The sequence below is a fragment of the Spirillospora sp. CA-142024 genome, from assembly GCF_050942325.1.
Classification (GTDB): domain Bacteria; phylum Actinomycetota; class Actinomycetes; order Streptosporangiales; family Streptosporangiaceae; genus Spirillospora.
In genome coordinates, this window is the sequence record NZ_CP192077.1 from 8945153 (window position 1) to 8962957 (window position 17805).

The window sequence follows — 17805 nt, forward strand, 5'->3', positions numbered from 1 at the left end:
CGCCGTCTCCGGCCGAACCCCCGTCGCCGGGCACGGACCCGCAAGCGCCCGGCACGGCGGCCTGGGCGGCTCCTCACCAGCCGCCTGGCGCGCCGCCACCGGCACCAGGGGCACCGATCGCACCAGGGGCACCGGCCGCACCAGGGGCACCGCCGGCCCCGGGAGCACCGCCGAGGCCGCACACCGTGGCCCCCTATCCGCCGCCCGGGTATCCGCCACCGCCCGGATATCCGCCGGTCCGCTACAAGCCGACCAAGCTGGAGAAGGCGATCGTCGGGTGGAAGCAGCCCTCGCGGGCGATGTCGCCGGCGCTCATCGCGGGCGCGCTCGTCGCCGGGGTCATCGGCGCGGTCACGCTCGGCCCGGAGATGATGCACGGGCTCGGCGTGGGCGTTCTCATCACGGCGGTCGCCGTCGCCTACCTCGCGGGCGCTTCGGCCTGGTCGGGCGGGAGGGTCGTCCGTACCGGGGCCGGGAAGGACCGGCGGCTCGCGTGGCTGAACCGGACCGGGATCGTGTTCGTGCTGCTCGCGGTGGCCCTGTCCTCGATCGCCGCCTTCCGGGACGCGGAGTGGGTCGTCGTCCCCGCCATCCTGCTCGCCATCGCCGTGGGCTCCTACGGGACGTCGGGCGGAAGGTCCTGGGTCGAGGTCCTGTTCGGCGGGGTCGCGGTCCTTCCGGCGGCCGGCGCCATGATGCCGTGGGCGGTCCGCGGCGCCTACGGGACGGTGACGTCGGGACGCGGCAACGCGTGGCCGGCCATCCGGACGGCCCTGATCGCGGGCGGGCTGCTCGCGGTGTTCGGCGCGCTGTTCGTCGGCGCGGACGCGGCGTTCGGCAGCCTCGCGGAGGGCCTCGTCCCGGAGATCTCACCGGGCACCGTCATCCTGTACGGGTTCGCGGGCGGCGTCACGCTGCTGCTGGCGTCCGCCGGCGCGTTCCTCGGGCAGGCGCCGCCGCCGCTGCACGTGCTGGTCCCCGAGCGCGCCAAGCCCGCCGGCCGCTGGTCCTGGGCCGTTCCGATCGCGGCGCTCGACCTGCTCTTCCTGGTGTTCTGCGCGATCCAGGCGGGCATCTTCCTGGCGGACGACAAGGACGAGCTGCTCCGCTCGACCGGCCTCACCTACGCCGAGTACGCCCGGCAGGGGTTCTTCCAGCTCGTCGTCGTGACCGTGCTCGTCCTGGTGGTCGTGGCCGTCGCGAAGCGCTACGCGCCGTCGGCGGGCCGGGGCGATCGGATCACCGTCCAGGTCCTGCTCGGGCTGCTGTCCGTGATGACCCTCGTGGTCGTCGCCGTGGCGCTGCGGCGCCTGTACCTGTACGAGGAAACGTACGGCTGGACGAGGCTGCGCCTGTGGGTGCACGCGTTCGAGCTGTGGCTCGGCGTCGTGGTGGTGATGGTCGCGGTCGCCGGGGTCGTCAAGGGGCGGGTGGCCTGGCTGCCGCGCGCGGTCGCCGCCAGTGGCGCGGTCGCCCTGATCGTCCTCGCGCTGGTCAACCCGGACCGGTTCATCGCCGAGCACAACCTCGACCGGTACCGGGAGACCGGCAAGATCGACATCGGGTACCTGCGGAACCTGTCCGCCGACGCCGTCCCGGCGCTGGACAGGCTCCCCGAGCCGATGCGGTCGTGCGCGCTCCTGGACATCGCCCACGACCTGAAGGACGACGAGCCGGCGATGAGCGCCAACCACGGGCGCAACCGGGCGCGCGACATCCTGCGGCAGCACCCCGTCGACAGCACGGTGAGCTGCGCTAACCAGTCTGGTCGATGGTGAGCAGGGCGTACGCGGCGAGCGTCGAGTCGTCGGTGATGCGGCCGTCCCGGATCAGCGCCTTGAACTCCTCCCGGGACACCCACTTCTGCCGCATGTCCTGCTCCTCGGGCTCCCGGTCGGTCTCTCCGGCCACCAGGTCGGACGCGACGAAGATGTTGAAGCCCTGCCCGCTCGTCCCGTGCGAGCAGTTCAGGTAGCCGAGATGCGTCAGCATGCCGGCGCGCAGGCCCGTCTCCTGCGCGAGTTCCAGCCGGGCGAGCTCCTCCGGGTCGGCGTCCTGCCGGCCCGGGAGCGAGCCCTGCGGAAAGTTCCAGGTTCGCTTCCCGATCGGGTACCGGTACTCCTCGACGAGATGGAACCCGTCACCCTCGACCGGGATGACCAGCACGAAGTCGGGCTTCTCGACGACCCCGTAGATGCCGCGCGAGCCGTCCAGCCGCTCGACCTCGTCCTCGCGGACGACCATCCAGGGGTTCTCGTAGACCACCCGCGTGCCGACCTGGCGGACCGCGGGCTTCCCTTCGTTGCCGTCAGGGACGTCGTTCATGTCAGGCTCCCGACCCAAAGCGGTAGACGAGTTCGTGCCGGTCGCCGACCACCACCCGGTGGGTGACCTCGACGACACGGTCATCCTGGTCATAGGCGCGGCGCCACAGCGTCAGGACGGGCTGGTCGGGCGCGATCTCCAGCGTCTCCTGCTCGTCCGCGCGGGGAAGCCGGCACGTCACCGACTCCTCGAACGTGATCCGGTGCCCGGCCTCCTCAAGCCGCGAGTAGAGGCCGCCCGGCCCGGTGTCGACCTGGCGCAGCACCGGGATCCGCTCGACGATCTCGAGGATCACCCAGGTCGTCGCGGTCTGGACGGGCGGTTCGCCCTCCACGCCCTGGACGCGCGCCCGCTCCAGTACCCGCGTCCCGGGCGGGACGCCGAGGCGGGACGCGAGCCGCTCGCCGGCCTCCACCTCCGCGACGGTCGTCCGGGTGAACGGCCGGCGGCCGTCCTGCTGCGCCGACACGTGGAACCCACGCCACGCGCCGACCTGCCGGGTGATGTCGGCCGCGGCGCGCCGCACCTTGCGCGCCGTCCGCACCTGCGCGCCCGAACCGTGCCGCAGCTGGACGAGGCCCTGGTCGGCCAGCATCCGCAGCGCCCGCCGCACGGTCGAGCGGTCGGCCCCGTACGCCCGCGCCAGCTCCCGCTCGGACGGCAGCCAGGCGCCCGGCTCCAGCTCGCCCTCGACGATGCGGGCCGCCATGGCGTTGCCGATCGCCTGTGCCTTCGTGGGGGGTCGCGGCATACCAGATCCTGGTCGGGGGTCGATTCACTGACATGACACCGTACATATCCCGCCCGGCCCGGAGCCCTTTTGGGGTTCGGGCGAACGCGTTGTGGGCGGTGCTTGGTAGTTCTATGGTAGTCCTACCAAAAGCCGACCGAGGGAGCCCCGCACGATGTCGGTGACCATGTGCATGCCCGGCTGGCACAGCGAACGATCGAGCAGGGGCCTGCGGGCCACACGGGTCACCCCCTTGTCGGACTACCAGCTGCTCAACGGCTGCCTGGAGGAGATCGTCGCGACCGACGAGGGCGAACTGTGGCTGCTGTGCGACGCGCAGACCCGGCTGGCCGAGCGCGTCGCCACCGCCGAGCGGCTGAGATCGTCCAGCCTCCGCTGACCCCGAGCCAGGTGATCAGCCGCGGCGCAGGGTGACGACCTCGCCGGAGTCGCCGACGACCTCGCGGGCGGGCGGGATGATGCGCTCCCGCGCGTTGTCGGCCAGCAGCGCCCGGGCGCGCAGCACGATCTCCAGGTCGAAGCGCAGGTCCGGGTCCAGCAACTGGTCGCCGAACAGCTCCTCCAGCTGGCGCAGCCGGTACCGGACCGTCTGCGGGTGGACGTGCAGCCGCATCGCGACCTCGTTGGCGTTGCGGCCCGACTGCAGCCAGGCGAGCAGCGTCTCGGCGAGCCGGTCCTGCTGGCTGGCCCGCAGGTGCGCGAGCGGCGCGAGCCGCAGGTCGGCGAGCGACGTGATGAGCCCCTCGTCCTGGAAGAGGATCAGCGTGGACATGTGCTCCACGCTGCGGATGACGCCGCTCTCCGCCTCGATCACCCCGCGCTGCACGAGGAACAGCGTCTTGCGCGCCCACTGGATCGACCGCGCCGCCTCCATCAGCGGGACGGTCGGGCCGACGACGGCGAGCGTCCCGGACAGGGCCCGGTCGACGAGCTTGGCGCGGCCGGGGCCGTCCGGGTCGGGAATGATCAGGCTGGGGGTGCGGCGGGTCAGGTCGGCGAGGACGTCCGGCGGGAACGCGGGCTGCCGGGTGTCCTGCGGGTGCCGGCCGAGCGCGACCGCGGCGAGCGTCCGCGGGACGGGCCAGTGCGCGGCGGCGGCGAGGTCGGCGATCGCCTCCTGCGCGGCCGGCGGGTCGGCGAACAGCAGGTCGAGCAGGCGCTTGCGGCGGCGCTGCATCTCGCCGGCGACGGCGGCCTTGGCCTGCGAGAAGCCCTCGGCGGCGGCGTGCGCCAGCTCGTCCTGGAACTGCATCAGGACCTCGCCGACGGCGCCGAGCGTGCGCGGCGGCACCTGCAGCACCTCGGCGCCCTCGGTCATCCGCCGCCACGCCACCATGCCGCCGACCCGCATCGCGGTCTGCATGGCGTCGAGGCTGCGCCCCTCGCCCGCCTCGCCGCGGCCGATGGCGCGGAAGAAGTCGGTCACCGGAGCCGGATCATGGCCGGGATCGGCCACCCGGTCGACGAAGAAGTGGAGCACGCGCTCGACGGCGAGGCGGAGGGTCCCCGAGTAGGAGCCGTCCCCCGGCCGGTCGTACTCCCTGACGCGCGTCTGGATCTCCTGGATCATGTCGTCCGCCACCTCGTCGAGGTGCGGGCGCATGTGATCCGCGAGTTCCCTCGGCAGATCCGCCCACGGGCGCCCGCTGGTGGTGGAACCGTCGTCCGCCACAGAACCTCCCAGCTCGGTCCCCCTGCGTTGCGCGCCGTACACACGGGGTAATTACTTACTTATGGGACCTGTGTGGGGCAAATCATGACCCGTGGCATGCCCGGCGCGCAAAGTCTAAGTCGATATACGACCGACATCGGCCGGGCGGTCGAACGGCTGGTCCGCGCCCTCCGGAGGCCCCGACCGGGCCTCGGGCCCGACCCTCAGTCGGCCGGACAGCCGTCGTGGCGGTCCCGGCGGGCGACCAGGCCGCGGAGCAGTTCGAGCACCTCGGCGAAATCGGCGATCTCGGCCCGGCACGACGGGCAGCCGTCCACGTGCTCCCGCATCCGCAACCGGTCGGCCGGCGCCAGGATCCCGAGGACGTAGGCCCCGGTGTCCATCCGGTAGGGGCAGCTCATGGCGGGTCCCGCCGGTCGTTCCGGACGCGTTCGAGCCAGCCGGGCCACAGCCGTCCGGCCACCTTCGCGTCGAGACGGCCGCCGAGGTGCATCGACCGCCAGACGCCGCGATACCCCGGCAGGATCCCGGAGGCGACGAGGACATGGCCGGCGATGAGCACCGTGGAGAAGTACGTCGCCCATTTGTGGACGCGCGCCAGCACGGCGAACGCCGGGCCGCCGTGCAGCGTCACGAGGCCGACGCCGCTCCCCACCAGGACGAGCAGCCCGGCGGTCAGGAGGATGTTGGCGACGCGCTGCCCCGGGTCGAAGTGGCCGCCGTGCCGGACGAACCGTCCGGTCACGACCGCCGCCGGCCAGCGGAGAAACCATCGTGCGTCGCTCCGCCGGAACCGCAGCGACTCGATCACGAACGTGCGCACCGCGCGGATCCCCGCGACGAGTCCCATGACGACCAGCGCCGTCAGCGCCCAGCCCACGTCCTTGTGCAGGGTGGTGTCCGGCATGTGGAACAGCCTCGCGAGAAGGCTCGGCCGGCCCTCGTGCCCCAGGAGCAGCCACCATCCGGTGGCCAGCAGCACCAGCACCCCGGCGTAGACGCCCGCGTGGAACCACCGCGTCGGCCGCGTGTACCTCTCCACGGTGTCGCCCTCCGGACGCGTGCCGCTCACGTCCGTCGTCCGCGACCTAATAGCCATAGTTCCCGCCACCACCGGAGCCACCGCCGGACCCGCCGGTGGAGCCGCCGCTCGTGACGTTCACGTCGACCTTGGCGCTCGCGCCCGCCGACGAGTGGTCGGCGTGCTGGAGCGTCACGCCGATGGTGTGCTTCCCGGCCGGAAGGTTCTTGATCTGGTACGGCGAGGACGTCACGACCGTGTACTCGTTGGTCTTGCCGTCGATGATGACGTGGACGTGGTCCTTGCCGGAGTCCTCGGGTCCGATGGCCACGCTGCTGCTGAACTTCAGCGTCACCGGAGCCTGCACGTTCGCGTCCTGCGCGGGCGACTCGATCTTCAGCGTCGGACCGCCGCCGCCCCCGCTCGCGGCCTCCGGGCTTCCACCGCACGCGCTCAGCCCGAGCGCCGCCGCGGCGACCCCGGCCATCACGATCTTCGTGTTCACGAGTTCTCCCCTCGCCGTGCTTCGTGTCGGCGGTAATACGGCGAGACGGGACGAAGAGATTCGTCGTTTCGTGAACCCTTTGGGGGCTCGCTCCCGTATTGAACATGTGGGAACTTTCCGATGAGTCGCTGCTCACCGGCATGGCCGCAGGCGATGCCGAGACGGCGGCCGTCTTCGTCCGGCGGTATCAGGCCCGCGTCTATGGACTGGCGTACGCGCTGGTCGGGTCCTCGGCGATAGCGGAGGAGGTCGCGCAGGAGGCGTTCCTGCGCGCGTGGCGGCACGCGGGCGCCTACGACCCCCGCAAAGGCCGGGCCATCACCTGGCTGCTCACCATCACCCGGAACCTCGCCGTGGACGCGATGCGCCTGCGCGGCGACCGGCCCGTCGATCCGCACGTCCTGCTGAGCACGCTCACCAGCGGGGAGCGGGGGGCCACGCCGTCCACGAGTTTCGAGGACGCCGAAGAACTCCGCGAGGCCCTGCGGGCCCTCCCACCCGAGCAGAGCACCCCCATCGTCCTGTCGGTGTACTACGGGCTCACCGCCGGTGAGATCGCCGACCGCGAGCACATACCCTTGGGAACCGCCAAGACCCGGCTCCGCCGAGGGCTCGCGAAACTTCGTGAGGCGCTGGGAGTGACCCATGACTGACCGTCCCGAATGCGCCGAGACGCGACAGGTCCTCCCCGAGCTCGCGGCGGGTGTCGCGCCACCGGAGGAACGCGCGCGGGCCTTGCGCCACCTCGCCGGATGCGGCCGCTGCCACCGCGAACTGGAAGCGCAGACCGCGCTCGTCGACGAGCTGCTGCAGCTGGTCCCGGAGCGGCAGCCGCCCGCCGGTTTCGAGGCCGCCACCCTGGCCCCCATGCTCCGCCGCGAACGCCCCCGGCGCCTGCGCAACACACTGGCGCTGGCCGCGTCCGCGCTGCTCGTCGCGGGGGCGGCGGGGGCCGCGGTCTGGCAGAAGACCTCGGACGACCGGCAGCTCGCCGACAGCTACCGCAAGACCCTCTCCGTCGCTCACGGCCGGTACCTGCGCACGGTGCCCGTCGACGGGGACGGCGCGAAACCCTCCGGCTACGTCTTCGCCTACCAGGGCTCACCGGCCTGGCTCTTCGTCACGATGACGTCCGTCCGCGAACCGGGCGCCTACCAGATCACGCTCACCACCCAGGAGGGCCGCGACGTCAGCCTCGGCACCATGACCGTCAAGAACGAGCAGGGTTCGTGGGGCACGACGGTGCCGGTCACCGTCCACGACATCCTCCTGATGCGCTTCCACGGCCCTTCCGGCGACCTCCTCGCCCACTTCGGCTGAACGGAACCCACCCCGATGGCGGGTGGGGCCGAGGCACGGAAAGACGACGCGCAGTGAGTCACGTCATACCAAGATCTCCAAAGCCTGATCGACATCTACTTCCGCCCCCGGACAGTCCCTCTATGCAGCTGAAGAGGCTGCTCCGAGGTAGACAACGAAAAGGGGCATGACATGGCTCAGCAGAACGGAGGCTCTTCCTCCGAGTCGCAGGAGGAAACCACGGCGGACCAGGAAATGTCGCAGGAGGAAGCTGCGCAGGTCCTCGACGAACACTTCGGTGGCGGCTCGATCATCGAGCCCCGCGGCCAGTGAACCGCCCGTAGTGTCGCTTCGCCGGCCCCTGCTGTGCAGGGGCCGGTCCTACTTGCCCGCAAGCAGCAATGACGCGATCGGGCGATGACCGCCGGTTCACTCGGCGACCGGCTTGCCGTCCTTGTTGATCCGGGTGCGCCCGAGCGGCTTCACGTTCGGGTGGTTCGGCAACGGCTGGTCGTAGAGCAGCACGTTGATCCCGAGACCGGCCGTGTACTCGACGTATCCGCCGGTCGTGGCATCGATGCCGAAGTAGCGAGAGCAGTCGCCCTGACCGTAGTAGACCCCGTCGACGCTCGGCGCCTTGCGCACGACGCCGTAGTCGCCCCTGCCGCTGACCTGGTCCGGTGGCGTGAGGCTGACGCAGTAGGGCACCGGCAGTCCCTTGAAGACGTAGTAGCCGAGCAGGTCGCCGTTGCTGTTCTGCAGGTAGACGTAGCTCAGCTTGCCGGGCTTGTCCCAGGTCTTGATCCAGAAGTTGGCCGTGTTGCGGGTCGGTGAATAGCTCATCGTCTGGCTCGGCTGCTGCGTGACCAGTTTCGTGTACCCGCCCAGAGTGCGGTCCTGCTCCTGCTCGCCGGAGCTGTCCGTGCAGCTGACGAGGGAGAACAGGGCGACAGCCGCGGTAACGAGCAATACGAGAGTGCGCCTCAGGTGTGCGCGGGTGACGGTGAACTCGACGTGCATTGCGTCTCCTTGGTGTTCAGCCCGAGCCGGTACGGCAGCCCCGAGCTACGAAACTGTCCCTCGGTGTACTTCTTCGCGGCATCCGCGTTGTACTGGTTGATGTTCTCGGCTCGGTTGTTCTCCAAGGCCGTGATCGACGCGTTGATCTGCATCGCACGCTCATCGCCGGGTTTCGGTTCCGAGGTCAGCTCACGTCGCAGATTTCTGATCGACGCCTCGTCGGACTGCACCTGGGCGCAGAGGTCGAAGAAATGGTCGTACGCCGCGATCCGGTAGGTCCCGCTGCCCTCGACCTGTTCCCGCTTCTCGGCGGCACCGCGCCACGGCGCCGTGACCTGGGCGAAGAATCCCCATCCGAACACGTACATGAGACCGAGGATGAGACTGACGACGAGTGTGACGACGCCGACCGTCAGAACGACGCCACCGTGGCGGGCGATGCCTCTTATTGTGTGGCGAACATCGTCATCAGGCATGCGCCGCACCTTCCTTTTCCGTCAGCGTGAAGTACCTGACCTGCGGAAGCTTGCAACGCAGCCGCGTTCCCGAGGCATCACCGAAGCCGATACAAGCCGCCACGGTTTGTCATTATAGACATTCCGGACGGGACCCCTACCGGACCCGGCCCTTTAACCGTGAATCTCGGCAACACAGAGGCCTGCGAAGATTGCGAAAGAAGAATGGGCCGGCGATGACTCACAGAGAATGGCCGAATTTGCCGACCAGGGATCGGTGAAGTCCATTTTCTCGCTCACACGCGCCAGGCAGGGCGTCTGAGGCAAGCCACCGGGTGTCAGCACCTGGGCCGCTTGTCTCCGGGCCAGGGCTCGGGGACATCGGGAAAGCAGGCACGGAGGGCTTCACCCCTCGCCGGCACGCCGCCGTGCAACCGGATCCACGAGGAGTCGGCGAAGCCGAGACCGACGGGTCACCGGGTGGAACTGAACGAGAAGCCGCCCCGCAATGCTGTCCGGCCCACCGTGGAGCGCTGTCGTCAGCCGGCCCCTGCTGTCAGGTTCCCACCCCCGGCGCGAACGCCGCGATCGCTCACCGGCCTCGACCACCCCGGAGAGGAACGACCGGACCTCCGCGTCGCTCAGCGAGAGAAAGACCCCACGCTGCCGAGCCTGCTGCGCGACGACCTTGGCCGCCTTGCCGGCGATGTCCCGGAGTTCCTTGGCCACCAGGCACGCCTCCCCCCGTTCAAAGCAAAGATCATGGCCCAGCCAGGACGATCATGACATTCGCGGCGAAAGACGAACAGGGACCCGGCGTGCGCCGGGTCCCTGCGGGTGGAGCTACAGGCCCCGGCGGAAGCCGCCTGCGAAGCCGCCGAAGGCGACGAAGGCACCGGCGAGGACACCGACCAGCCCGCCGTAGACGATGCCGCCGTCATAGACGAGGCCGGAGTCATGGGCGGAGCCGATGAGCCCGCCGATGCCGGCGCCGACCACGACGATGCCCACCGCGACCGCGAGGTCGAAGCCATAGGTGTGGCCGAAGACGGCGCGGACGATCACGCCGAGCACGGCAGAGATGATGGCGCCGACGACGGCGCAGCCGAGCAGGACGACGACGTACTTGACGACGAACTCGCCGGAGTCGGTAATGGAGCCGCCGTCGTCCACGATGATCGAGCAGGCCGTGGCGATGACGCCGCCGGCAAGGGCGATGCTGACGACGCCAGGGGCGAGCCTGGCGAGGTCGATGGGCCTGCGAGCGAAACTCATCATTGGAAAATCTCCCTGTTTGGGTGGCGCAGTGCGAGTGCGCGCTACTCAGGGGCCTACCGTGCCGAGCAGGCAAGACCGCGCAACGTGGAGCCACCCGCGCACTTCTGTACCTACTAGTATGTAAGATGGTCGCATGAGCACGAGGGAACGCCTCATCGAGAGCACCCGCACACTGCTGTGGGAGCGCGGCTACGTCGGGACGAGCCCGAAGGGCATCCAGCAGCTGGCCGACGCCGGTCAGGGCAGCATGTACCACCACTTCTCCGGCAAGGAGGAGTTGGCGCGTGCGGCCATCGACCGGACGGCCGAGGAGATGCGCGCCGGTGCGGACGCTCAGCTCTCCGGTCCGGGCACGGCCCCCGAACGCATCTCGGCCTACCTTCGCCGTGAGCGCGACGTCCTGAAGGGCTGCCCGATCGGCCAGCTGACCCAGGATCCGGACGTCATGGCCGCATCGCTCCTCCGGGAGCCGGTCGAGGAGACCTTCACCTGGCTGCGCACCCGCCTGGCGACCGTGGTGGCGGAAGGCATCGACGCCGGAGACCTGAGCCCGGTCATCGACCCGGCGGCCACGGCGGCGGCCATCGTCGCCGCACTTCAGGGCGGATACGTCCTCGCCCGCGCCGCGGGCGGCACCAAGCCCTTCGAGCAGGCGATCGAGGGAATCCTCGCACTGCTCGGCGCGCATACCGTCCGCTGATCACCCGAACACCGATCGAAGGAAGCACGAAGGCATGCGTATATCCCGAGCTCCGCACGACAGCGTCTCCGTTTCGGACGAGTGGATCACTGGCGAGGCCCACGTCCAAGAACTCTCCACCCCCGAAGGCCCCTCGCGTGCGCAGGTCGACAGCGTCCGCTTCGCGCCCGGCGCCCGCACGCGCTGGCACCGGCACCCGGTCGGGCAGGTGCTGCTGGTCACCGGGGGCACGGGGCTCGTGCAGCGCCGCGGTGGAAAGGTCGAGACCATCCGCACGGGCGACACCGTGCGGATCGAGGCCGGTGAATGGCATTGGCACGGCGCGACGCCCGGCGGCGCGATGACTCATCTGGCCATTGAGGAGCTGCCGGAGGACGGGAGGACGGCGGAGTTCGCCGAGGCCGTGGCGGACGCCGAATACCAGGCCGGTAACGGCGGCGACGGCGGAGAACAGGCCGAGCCGCCGCCGCTCGGCCGCGTGATCGTCATGGACCAGAGGCTTCCGGAGCCACTGGCCACCCAGCGCGTCGAAATCCGGCGGATCACCATCGCGCCCGGATACGCCGCGGGGCTGCACATCCACAACGGACCGGTCTTCGGCAGCATCGAGAGGGGCTCGGCGGTCTACCAGATCGAAGGCGAACCCGAGACCCTGCTCAAGCGCGGTGATGTGTTCTACGAGCCCGAGGGCGTGCGCATCGCACGCTTCGACGCGCAGGAGGACGGCGTGACCTTCCTCGGGTACTTCCTGCTCGGCGACGGCATGAGCGCCGACCTCGTCTTCCCCGAGGCCTGACGGCGACCTACATCACAGGGGGTCCAGGCGGAAGACCGCCGTCGCCGTCGTGTGCGGTGTGATGTCGGCGATCGGCGCGCCGATGGGAAAGGGCAGTTCGGGGTCCTCGTAGCCGGCCTGCGGCAGGTACGTCGCGAGCACGGCGGCGGCCTCCGCCCCTTCGACCAGAACGGCGGCGTAGTCGGCGTCGGTGCCGTCCGGGCCGTCCCGCTCGACGGTGCAGCGGCCTGCCCCGAGAAGGTTGCGCACCCAGTCGCGGCGGCGAATCGCCGAGCACAGGTAAAGGCCGCCGCCGACCCGGGTCACGTTGATCCCGAAGGGACGGGACTGCCCGGTCACCCGTCCGCGCACCCTGATCACCCGGCGCACGGGCGCACCCTCACGGTGGGGCTGAACCGGCGTCGCCCGGATGTCCTCGATCGCTCGCGCGGCCATCTCGCGCCGGCCGGTGTCCGACTCCATGGCGTCCCCCTCGTCCCACTAAGCGGACCTTCGGTCCGGATCGTCTCGGGCGCTAGAATACGGACCCACGGTCCGGATGAGCAAGGGGGACGGATGGTCAGGTCGGAGCGGGCGGATGCCACCCGTAATCGCGAGGCGATCCTGTCGGCGGCGGCGGAGCTGTTCGACCGCGAGGGCGTACCGGACGTGTCGATGAGCGACATCGCCGCCGCGGCCGGCGTGGGCAAGGGGACCGTGTTCCGCCGCTTCGGCGACCGCACCGCCCTCATCCAGGCGGTGATTGAACCGCGGGTCTCAGCACTGCGAGCGGCGGTGGAGTCCGGGCCGCCGCCACTGGGGCCGGGCGCGACACCGGACGAAGCACTGCACGCCTACCTCGACGCCCTCTTCGACTTCGTCCGGGCCAACCGCGGCCTGATCCGGGCGCTGGAGCACCGCGGCCCGTACGCCTACTACGCCAACCCGGCCAGCCGGTTCTGGATCGAGGAGCTTGCCCGTCGCCTGGGCCGCGCACGCCCGGGCGACGATGCCGACTACCTGGCCCACGCCGTCTTCACCGCGCTGCGCGCCGATGTGATCGACTACCTCGTCACCGCACGTGGCGTGGCCCCCGAACGCATCCGAGCCGGCCTCCACACCCTCGCCCTGCCCGCATCACCACCCCCACCCGGACAACCTCCCGCGGGCGCGGCACCGTAGCCGGGCTCACCGTGCGGGCGATCGCCCGCTGTCGGCGCCGGCTTCTCGCCTGCCAACGGCCGTCTGAGGCTGGTGGGCCGTCGCGGCGGCGGCCGTGTGGATGAGTTCGGTGACGGTTCCGGTGAAGCCCGGGAGCATGCGCAGCGCGAGGACCCATGACTCGCGGACGGGGTCGAGGTGGTCGCGTACCAGCGGGGCGAGGGCCGCCCGCGCTTCCGGGCCGGTCATGGCGGCGAGCGCCGCGTCGGCCGGGCGCGCGAGCGTGACCACCTCCTCCCAGGTCACGGCACCCGCGCGGACCGCGCGGGACAGCCACGGACCTGCGCTGTTGCCGCCGAGGATCTCCCGGGCGGTCTCGCCCCCGACCGTGGAGCCGGTGGACTCGATCCAGCGCCACCGCCGCCGGTCGGCCTCGTCGCGGATCTCCTGCGGGCACTCGGGAATCTCGGCCAGGCCGATCAGTACGGTGGGGCCGAACGGCCTGCGCCGGTGTTCGGCGATGATCTCGTCCCAGTGCCACAGATGCGCCTCACGGAACACCTCCGCCGCGGGATGCGTGCCCTGCGTTCGCAGTCCGGCGATCTGGGCCTCGGCGGTCTCGCCGGCGGCGACGGTGGCGCGCAGTTCCTCCAGTGCCGCAACTGCGTCCTGCTGGGCCAGCAGTTTCGTGACGGGCTTGCGGACCTCGCGGCGGATGACGTTGCGGGAGAAGGTCACCCCCTTCGGCTCGTTGTCGAGCAGGTCGCGAACCGCCTGGGGGCCGCCGCGTTCCCACAGGTTGAGCAGCAGCCGGAGCTGCGGGGTGACGCCGCGCACCCGGACGTGGGACAGGATGCGTCGTTGCAGCCGCACGCTGGAGCAGCTGATCGCGTCGCGTGCGCGGAACCCGCCATCGCGCTCCATGAGGCGCTCGACCAGGTCCTTGCTCAGCCGTCCCGACAGCAGCCGTTCCCGCTGCGGGCCCGTTGCGCCGGTCCGCAGGAACAGCCGGGCGTTGACGGCCGGATCGTTTCGGCTCATCAACACCTCGACGGCCTCAGAAGTGAGCGACGGCCGCTGCGCCAGCGCGAGCCGGTAGCGCTTCTGCTTGGCCTTCATCGCGAAATCGAGCCATTCGGCGCGCCAGGCGCCCTGGCCGAACAGATCGCCGACCGTGCGGTCGTCCAGGTGCCTCAGCAGGACCAGATGCGTCTCGACGGCCGCGGCGTCCAGCAGGGCCACGAACTTCGCCCGTGTTCCCGAGACGGAGGCGACGCGGTCCCAGGCGGGCAGTTCGCCCGCGCCGGGCCACTGAGCCGCCGCCTTCCCACTTCCCGGAGCCTTGGCGGCCTCGCCGACCTCGGCGAGCATGTCGACGATGTTCCCGTTGAAACGGGGAAGGCGTCTGCGAGCCTCGCGCCAAGCCCCGACGTTGTCGCCGAGGTGCTTGGCGACCAGCGCGGGCAGGCCGGTCTCGTCCTTGACGAGGATCTTCGCCGGAGGCGGAGGCGGGCGCAGTGCCTCGGGACAGTCGGAGCGCGTCGCGAGGGCCTTCAGTGCGTACTTCCCGAACGGGCGGTCCGCGTGCGCCTGTCGGAGCGCATCCCAGTCGATGCGGTCGCGCAGTCCCACCATGTCGAGATGGAGCTCCAAGGCGTCGTACCGCGCCTCGTTCTCGTAGAGCTCTTCGATGAGGCCTTCAGAGCCCTCAGCAAGGGTCACCGCCTCCTGCAACGCGGCGGTGTCGCCGTTCGCCAGGACGGTGCGCAGGACCTCGGAGACCTCCGGACGGAACTTGTTCTGGTTGAGATGGCCCAGCCTCATGAGGCCACCGTCGTGGTCGTGGACGGTGAGCAGCCCGCGCAACTGCTCGGCACGGGTGAGCTCGGGGGCGATGTCGATGAGCGTCGTGCGCGCGGATCGTCCCACCGGACACACCACCAGGGCGCGGCGTCGCCGCGTTCGCCCGAGCCCGAGGTGTGCGAGGACGCCTCCCGGTATCGTCCAGTCCTCGTGCGGCCGGGCGGCGGCCAGCACCTCGCGGCAGCCTCGCAGCGGCCACCAGTTCGTGTCGGGAAGGCCGGGCCTGCCGAAGACGATGGCGCGCGCCACATCCGGATGACCGGTCGCGGCGATGCGGGCCTGCAGGTCGAGGTCGTCGCCGACGCTGTCCCTGTTGGACGCCAGGTGCTTGATGCACTCGATACGTTGCTGCTCCAGGAGCGCCTCGACGAGCGGCAAGGGCAACGGCCCTTCCGACAGCCCCTCCTTGAAACGGTCGGCGGCCGAGGCCAGCACCGGACGCCAGTCGGTCAGGGCGGAGGACTGAAACAAGGCGGACAACCCACGCTGGTCGGCGTCGATGAGGTGCTCCCAATGTGCCGTTTTGGCCAGGAGCGTAGTCCGCAAGCAACGATCTTCACCAGCGGATCCCCGTGCTGCGGCCCGACCCATCGCAGAAAAGTGGGCCGGCCCTCCGCGTACCGCGGGGAGCCGGCCTCATTTAGAAACAACCCACGTCAGTTCCTGTCGAGGGCCTCCTTCTGCGACTGGGCCTCTTCCTTGGTGTCGAAAGGCCCGGCGACTTCCCGGTCGGTGCCCTTCTCAAGCACCCACCACTTGCCTAGCCTGCGTTTGCGAACGTGTGTTGCCACGTCTCCTCCTTGATCTCGTATGGGTCACCGCACGCACCTGGTGCATGCGGCTCAATCGCCTACCGTGCAGCCTCTGGGCGGCCGCGCAACTTGGGGCGGCGGATCGCACTGCATTCCTCGGTCGACTGTTCACCAAGCCGTCATGTAACGTTTCGAGCGGCCACCAGAGATCATCGGGATCTTCACGGGCGCGTGCCCCTCAGACGGCCGCGGAGTCCATCGGGCTCCCCGGTAAACCTCCTGCTCAGCACCCTTTTTGACGTTCTCTGAACGTGAAGGTCGCTCGAACCCGGGAAAGGTTTACGACGTCTTCGCAGATGTCCGAACCCGGTCATTCGACCTATGTTTTCCCATTCCCAGGGTTGTGTCGCAATGGAGTCTCGCTAAGCTTCGGGCGCGTCATTCTCATCCGTCCCACCGGGTCTCGGACCACGAGCGCACCCGCATGTCAGTCGCGCGCCGAAGCGCGGCATCCCCCGCCATCGCCAAGTGCGGCACTCGCCCGGGAGGCATGGAGAGTTCCCGATCAGAGGAGAAAGGCAATGCGCGCAACTCGGCTGACAGCGGCGGCGATCGCCGCGGGATCCATGGTGCTCGGGATGGCGGGCCCTGCACTCGCGACCCCCGACGCCCCGCCCAAGGCCGGTCAGTTCTGCAAGAAGGCCGAACTCGGCAAGACCGCGAAGGCTGAGGACGGCACGCTGCTGAAGTGCATGAAGAAGGCCGGGCAGGAGCAGCCGCACTGGGTCGCGATCAGCCCGGGCGACGACGAGCCGACGGCGCCCCCCACGACACCGAAGCCGACGTTCAAGTTCGGCTACGACAAGGTGAAGCTGTCCAGCCGCCGCGTCGCCCCCGGCCTGACGACGACCTTCACGGTGACCTGCCCGAGCACGGTGTCCATCACGAGCAACGGTTACACCCGGAACCCGCTGCCGGTGAAGAAGATCGGCAAGAACACCTGGACGGCGACCGGCACATTCCGCGGCAACCTGCCGGACCCGACGACCGCCACGGTGGTCTGCAAGGGCTTCGGGTCGGTCAAGTTCAGCACCAGCCCCGAAAAGGGCGGCAACAACATGACGCCGACGAAGCCGAAGATCCCCGTCGGGCGGATCGACACCGGTGACGGCAGCATGTACCGGAGGCCGGGCGGCTCTTCGGCGCCGCTGCTCGCGGGCGCCTGGGGCGCGCTGACGGCCGTCGGCCTGGCCGCGGTCGCACTCCGGCGCAGGACGGTGCGGTCGTAGTTGCCTGGGTTCCCAGCATCGGCCGCCGGTCGCCGCGTCCTGACCGCGGCGACCGGCGCGCTGCTCACCGGTCTGCTGTTCAGCGGCTGCGGAGGAGACGGCGGCGGCGGCGCCTCGTCCTCGGACATGCCGAAGCCCGCGGCGAGCGGGACCACCCCGGGCGCCACCCCGAGCGGCACCGCGGCCGCGTCGAACACCTCGCCGCTGTCCCACTCGCTGCCCACCGAGATCACCATTCCGAAGATCGGCGTGTCGGCCCCGGTCGGCCAGATCGGGCTGCGGCCCGACGGGCGCATCGAGGAGCCGCCGCTGAGCCGGCCGAACCTGGCCGGCTGGTACAAGGAGGGCGTCACGCCGGGCGAGGTGGGTCCGGCGGTCATCCTCGGCCATGTCGACGCCAACAAGAAGGCCGCCGTCTTCTACCGGCTGAAGGAGCTGCGGCCGGGCGACAAGATCCAGGTCAGCCGCAAGGACGGTTCCACCGCCGCTTTCGCCGTGCAGACGGCGCAGCGGGTCGACAAGGACGCCTTCCCCCACAAGAAGGTCTTCGGCGAAGACCTGGACTACGCGTCCCTCCGGCTCGTGACCTGCGGGGGCGCCTTCGACGCGAAGGTTGGCCACTACACCGACAACCTGATCGTCTACGCCGAACTCATCGGCTCCTGACCGCACACAGAACGCCCGCCCGTCCGCACCCTGTGGACAGGCGGGCGTTCTGCCGTCACGGCCCCGCTGCCCCCTTGCGGCCCCCCGTTGCCGCTGGACGGTCTCTAGTACCTTCTCCCAACGCGTCGAGGCTGCGCCAAGTGCGCGACCGAACAACCTGGGGAGAAATAAAGAAAAGCATCACAAGGCCCATCAGTGGGTCGCGCGTACCTGAGCCTTCTATGCGGAGATCGGGAACGCTTCAATCAAGGGGTTTCCTACCCCGCAATGCCG

22 protein-coding genes are annotated in these 17805 nt (G+C 70.2%); 10 read left to right on the top strand and 12 right to left on the bottom strand.

The window, feature by feature from the left end; genetic code table 11:
* Positions 1–185 precede the first annotated feature (185 nt).
* Positions 186–1778, top strand: coding sequence for a DUF4153 domain-containing protein (locus tag ACQPZP_RS42415; RefSeq protein WP_433475248.1), 1593 nt, complete (start codon positions 186–188; stop codon positions 1776–1778).
* Here the strand turns inward: ACQPZP_RS42415 and ACQPZP_RS42420 are convergent.
* Positions 1756–2325 carry an NUDIX domain-containing protein gene (locus ACQPZP_RS42420; protein WP_433475249.1) on the bottom strand — a complete coding sequence of 190 codons (570 nt, stop codon included), beginning with the start codon at positions 2323–2325 and terminating at the stop codon, positions 1756–1758. The genes ACQPZP_RS42415 and ACQPZP_RS42420 overlap by 23 nt on opposite strands.
* A 1-nt stretch (position 2326) precedes the next feature.
* Positions 2327–3076, bottom strand: coding sequence for a GntR family transcriptional regulator (locus ACQPZP_RS42425; protein ID WP_433475250.1), 750 nt, complete (start codon positions 3074–3076; stop codon positions 2327–2329).
* A gap of 154 nt (positions 3077–3230) precedes the next feature.
* On the opposite strand from ACQPZP_RS42425, the gene ACQPZP_RS42430 reads away from it, so the two are divergent.
* Complete coding sequence (locus ACQPZP_RS42430) at positions 3231–3455, top strand: hypothetical protein (RefSeq protein WP_433475251.1); 225 nt, start codon at positions 3231–3233, stop codon at positions 3453–3455.
* Between the two features lie 15 nt (positions 3456–3470).
* Here the strand turns inward: ACQPZP_RS42430 and ACQPZP_RS42435 are convergent, their stop codons facing one another.
* The 4 genes from ACQPZP_RS42435 to ACQPZP_RS42450 form a co-directional block, all read right to left on the bottom strand.
* Positions 3471–4748 carry a helix-turn-helix domain-containing protein gene (locus ACQPZP_RS42435; protein WP_433475252.1) on the bottom strand — a complete coding sequence of 426 codons (1278 nt, stop codon included), beginning with the start codon at positions 4746–4748 and terminating at the stop codon, positions 3471–3473.
* A 203-nt stretch (positions 4749–4951) separates the two neighbouring features.
* The gene (locus ACQPZP_RS42440) at positions 4952–5149 is read right to left on the bottom strand and encodes an anti-sigma factor family protein (RefSeq protein WP_433475253.1); all 198 of its coding nucleotides are present in this window, start codon (positions 5147–5149) and stop codon (positions 4952–4954) included.
* Positions 5146–5820, bottom strand: a complete 675-nt coding sequence (locus ACQPZP_RS42445; protein ID WP_433475254.1) for a cytochrome b/b6 domain-containing protein — start codon at positions 5818–5820, stop codon at positions 5146–5148. Before ACQPZP_RS42445 ends, ACQPZP_RS42440 begins: the two co-directional genes overlap by 4 nt.
* A 16-nt stretch (positions 5821–5836) precedes the next feature.
* Entirely contained in the window at positions 5837–6274 is a 438-nt protein-coding gene (locus ACQPZP_RS42450; protein ID WP_433475255.1) for an Ig-like domain-containing protein, read from the bottom strand.
* A gap of 104 nt (positions 6275–6378) precedes the next feature.
* Between ACQPZP_RS42450 and ACQPZP_RS42455 the strand changes: the two genes are divergently transcribed.
* The 3 genes from ACQPZP_RS42455 to ACQPZP_RS42465 all read left to right on the top strand — a co-directional run bounded on the left by ACQPZP_RS42455 (position 6379) and on the right by ACQPZP_RS42465 (position 7906).
* A complete protein-coding gene (locus ACQPZP_RS42455) occupies positions 6379–6927 on the top strand; it encodes an RNA polymerase sigma factor (protein ID WP_433475256.1) in 549 nt (182 codons plus the stop codon).
* The gene (locus ACQPZP_RS42460) at positions 6920–7594 is read left to right on the top strand and encodes an anti-sigma factor family protein (protein WP_433475257.1); all 675 of its coding nucleotides are present in this window, start codon (positions 6920–6922) and stop codon (positions 7592–7594) included. The genes ACQPZP_RS42455 and ACQPZP_RS42460 overlap by 8 nt, the downstream gene beginning before the upstream one ends.
* A 171-nt stretch (positions 7595–7765) precedes the next feature.
* Positions 7766–7906, top strand: a complete 141-nt coding sequence (locus ACQPZP_RS42465; RefSeq protein WP_433475258.1) for a hypothetical protein — start codon at positions 7766–7768, stop codon at positions 7904–7906.
* Between the two features lie 96 nt (positions 7907–8002).
* On the opposite strand, the gene ACQPZP_RS42470 is transcribed toward ACQPZP_RS42465, so the two are convergent.
* The 3 genes from ACQPZP_RS42470 to ACQPZP_RS42480 form a co-directional block, all read right to left on the bottom strand.
* Positions 8003–8593 (bottom strand): hypothetical protein, encoded by a 591-nt coding sequence (locus ACQPZP_RS42470; protein ID WP_433475259.1) that lies wholly within the window; start codon positions 8591–8593, stop codon positions 8003–8005.
* Entirely contained in the window at positions 8557–9078 is a 522-nt protein-coding gene (locus tag ACQPZP_RS42475) for a hypothetical protein (RefSeq protein WP_433475260.1), read from the bottom strand. The genes ACQPZP_RS42470 and ACQPZP_RS42475 overlap by 37 nt, the downstream gene beginning before the upstream one ends.
* A gap of 813 nt (positions 9079–9891) precedes the next feature.
* Positions 9892–10326, bottom strand: a complete 435-nt coding sequence (locus tag ACQPZP_RS42480) for a hypothetical protein (protein ID WP_433475261.1) — start codon at positions 10324–10326, stop codon at positions 9892–9894.
* Positions 10327–10459: 133 nt separating this feature from the next.
* Here ACQPZP_RS42480 and ACQPZP_RS42485 point away from each other — a divergent pair, with 133 nt between their 5' ends.
* Both ACQPZP_RS42485 and ACQPZP_RS42490 read left to right on the top strand, forming a co-directional pair.
* Positions 10460–11026 carry a TetR/AcrR family transcriptional regulator gene (locus ACQPZP_RS42485; RefSeq protein ID WP_433475262.1) on the top strand — a complete coding sequence of 189 codons (567 nt, stop codon included), beginning with the start codon at positions 10460–10462 and terminating at the stop codon, positions 11024–11026.
* A 34-nt stretch (positions 11027–11060) separates the two neighbouring features.
* Entirely contained in the window at positions 11061–11822 is a 762-nt protein-coding gene (locus ACQPZP_RS42490) for a (R)-mandelonitrile lyase (protein WP_433475263.1), read from the top strand.
* Between the two features lie 12 nt (positions 11823–11834).
* On the opposite strand, the gene ACQPZP_RS42495 is transcribed toward ACQPZP_RS42490, so the two are convergent.
* On the bottom strand, positions 11835–12284 hold the full coding sequence (locus ACQPZP_RS42495) for a hypothetical protein (RefSeq protein ID WP_433475264.1): 450 nt from the start codon (positions 12282–12284) through the stop codon (positions 11835–11837).
* 93 nt (positions 12285–12377) lie between these two features.
* On the opposite strand from ACQPZP_RS42495, the gene ACQPZP_RS42500 reads away from it, so the two are divergent.
* Complete coding sequence (locus ACQPZP_RS42500) at positions 12378–12983, top strand: TetR/AcrR family transcriptional regulator (RefSeq protein WP_433475265.1); 606 nt, start codon at positions 12378–12380, stop codon at positions 12981–12983.
* Between the two features lie 6 nt (positions 12984–12989).
* Here the strand turns inward: ACQPZP_RS42500 and ACQPZP_RS42505 are convergent, their stop codons facing one another.
* On the bottom strand, positions 12990–15296 hold the full coding sequence (locus tag ACQPZP_RS42505; protein WP_433475266.1) for a hypothetical protein: 2307 nt from the start codon (positions 15294–15296) through the stop codon (positions 12990–12992).
* Positions 15297–15481: 185 nt separating this feature from the next.
* Positions 15482–15616, bottom strand: coding sequence for a hypothetical protein (locus tag ACQPZP_RS42510; protein WP_433475267.1), 135 nt, complete (start codon positions 15614–15616; stop codon positions 15482–15484).
* 542 nt (positions 15617–16158) lie between these two features.
* Between ACQPZP_RS42510 and ACQPZP_RS42515 the strand changes: the two genes are divergently transcribed.
* Positions 16159–16866, top strand: a complete 708-nt coding sequence (locus ACQPZP_RS42515; protein WP_433475268.1) for a hypothetical protein — start codon at positions 16159–16161, stop codon at positions 16864–16866.
* Positions 16867–17532: a class F sortase gene (locus ACQPZP_RS42520; protein WP_433475269.1), complete on the top strand. Its 666-nt coding sequence runs from the start codon at positions 16867–16869 to the stop codon at positions 17530–17532.
* Positions 17533–17805: the final 273 nt, after the last annotated feature.

Bases quoted from the DNA above. Each gene is read 5' to 3' on its own strand.
- ACQPZP_RS42420 (WP_433475249.1), bottom strand. From the start codon at position 2,325: ATGAACGACGTCCCTGACGGCAACGAAGGGAAGCCCGCGGTCCGCCAG.
- ACQPZP_RS42425 (WP_433475250.1), bottom strand. From the start codon at position 3,076: ATGCCGCGACCCCCCACGAAGGCACAGGCGATCGGCAACGCCATGGCG.
- ACQPZP_RS42430 (WP_433475251.1), top strand. From the start codon at position 3,231: ATGTCGGTGACCATGTGCATGCCCGGCTGGCACAGCGAACGATCGAGC.
- ACQPZP_RS42440 (WP_433475253.1), bottom strand. From the start codon at position 5,149: ATGAGCTGCCCCTACCGGATGGACACCGGGGCCTACGTCCTCGGGATC.
- ACQPZP_RS42455 (WP_433475256.1), top strand. From the start codon at position 6,379: ATGTGGGAACTTTCCGATGAGTCGCTGCTCACCGGCATGGCCGCAGGC.
- ACQPZP_RS42460 (WP_433475257.1), top strand. From the start codon at position 6,920: ATGACTGACCGTCCCGAATGCGCCGAGACGCGACAGGTCCTCCCCGAG.
- ACQPZP_RS42465 (WP_433475258.1), top strand. From the start codon at position 7,766: ATGGCTCAGCAGAACGGAGGCTCTTCCTCCGAGTCGCAGGAGGAAACC.
- ACQPZP_RS42470 (WP_433475259.1), bottom strand. From the start codon at position 8,593: ATGCACGTCGAGTTCACCGTCACCCGCGCACACCTGAGGCGCACTCTC.
- ACQPZP_RS42480 (WP_433475261.1), bottom strand. From the start codon at position 10,326: ATGATGAGTTTCGCTCGCAGGCCCATCGACCTCGCCAGGCTCGCCCCT.
- ACQPZP_RS42485 (WP_433475262.1), top strand. From the start codon at position 10,460: ATGAGCACGAGGGAACGCCTCATCGAGAGCACCCGCACACTGCTGTGG.
- ACQPZP_RS42490 (WP_433475263.1), top strand. From the start codon at position 11,061: ATGCGTATATCCCGAGCTCCGCACGACAGCGTCTCCGTTTCGGACGAG.
- ACQPZP_RS42495 (WP_433475264.1), bottom strand. From the start codon at position 12,284: ATGGAGTCGGACACCGGCCGGCGCGAGATGGCCGCGCGAGCGATCGAG.
- ACQPZP_RS42500 (WP_433475265.1), top strand. From the start codon at position 12,378: ATGGTCAGGTCGGAGCGGGCGGATGCCACCCGTAATCGCGAGGCGATC.
- ACQPZP_RS42515 (WP_433475268.1), top strand. From the start codon at position 16,159: ATGCGCGCAACTCGGCTGACAGCGGCGGCGATCGCCGCGGGATCCATG.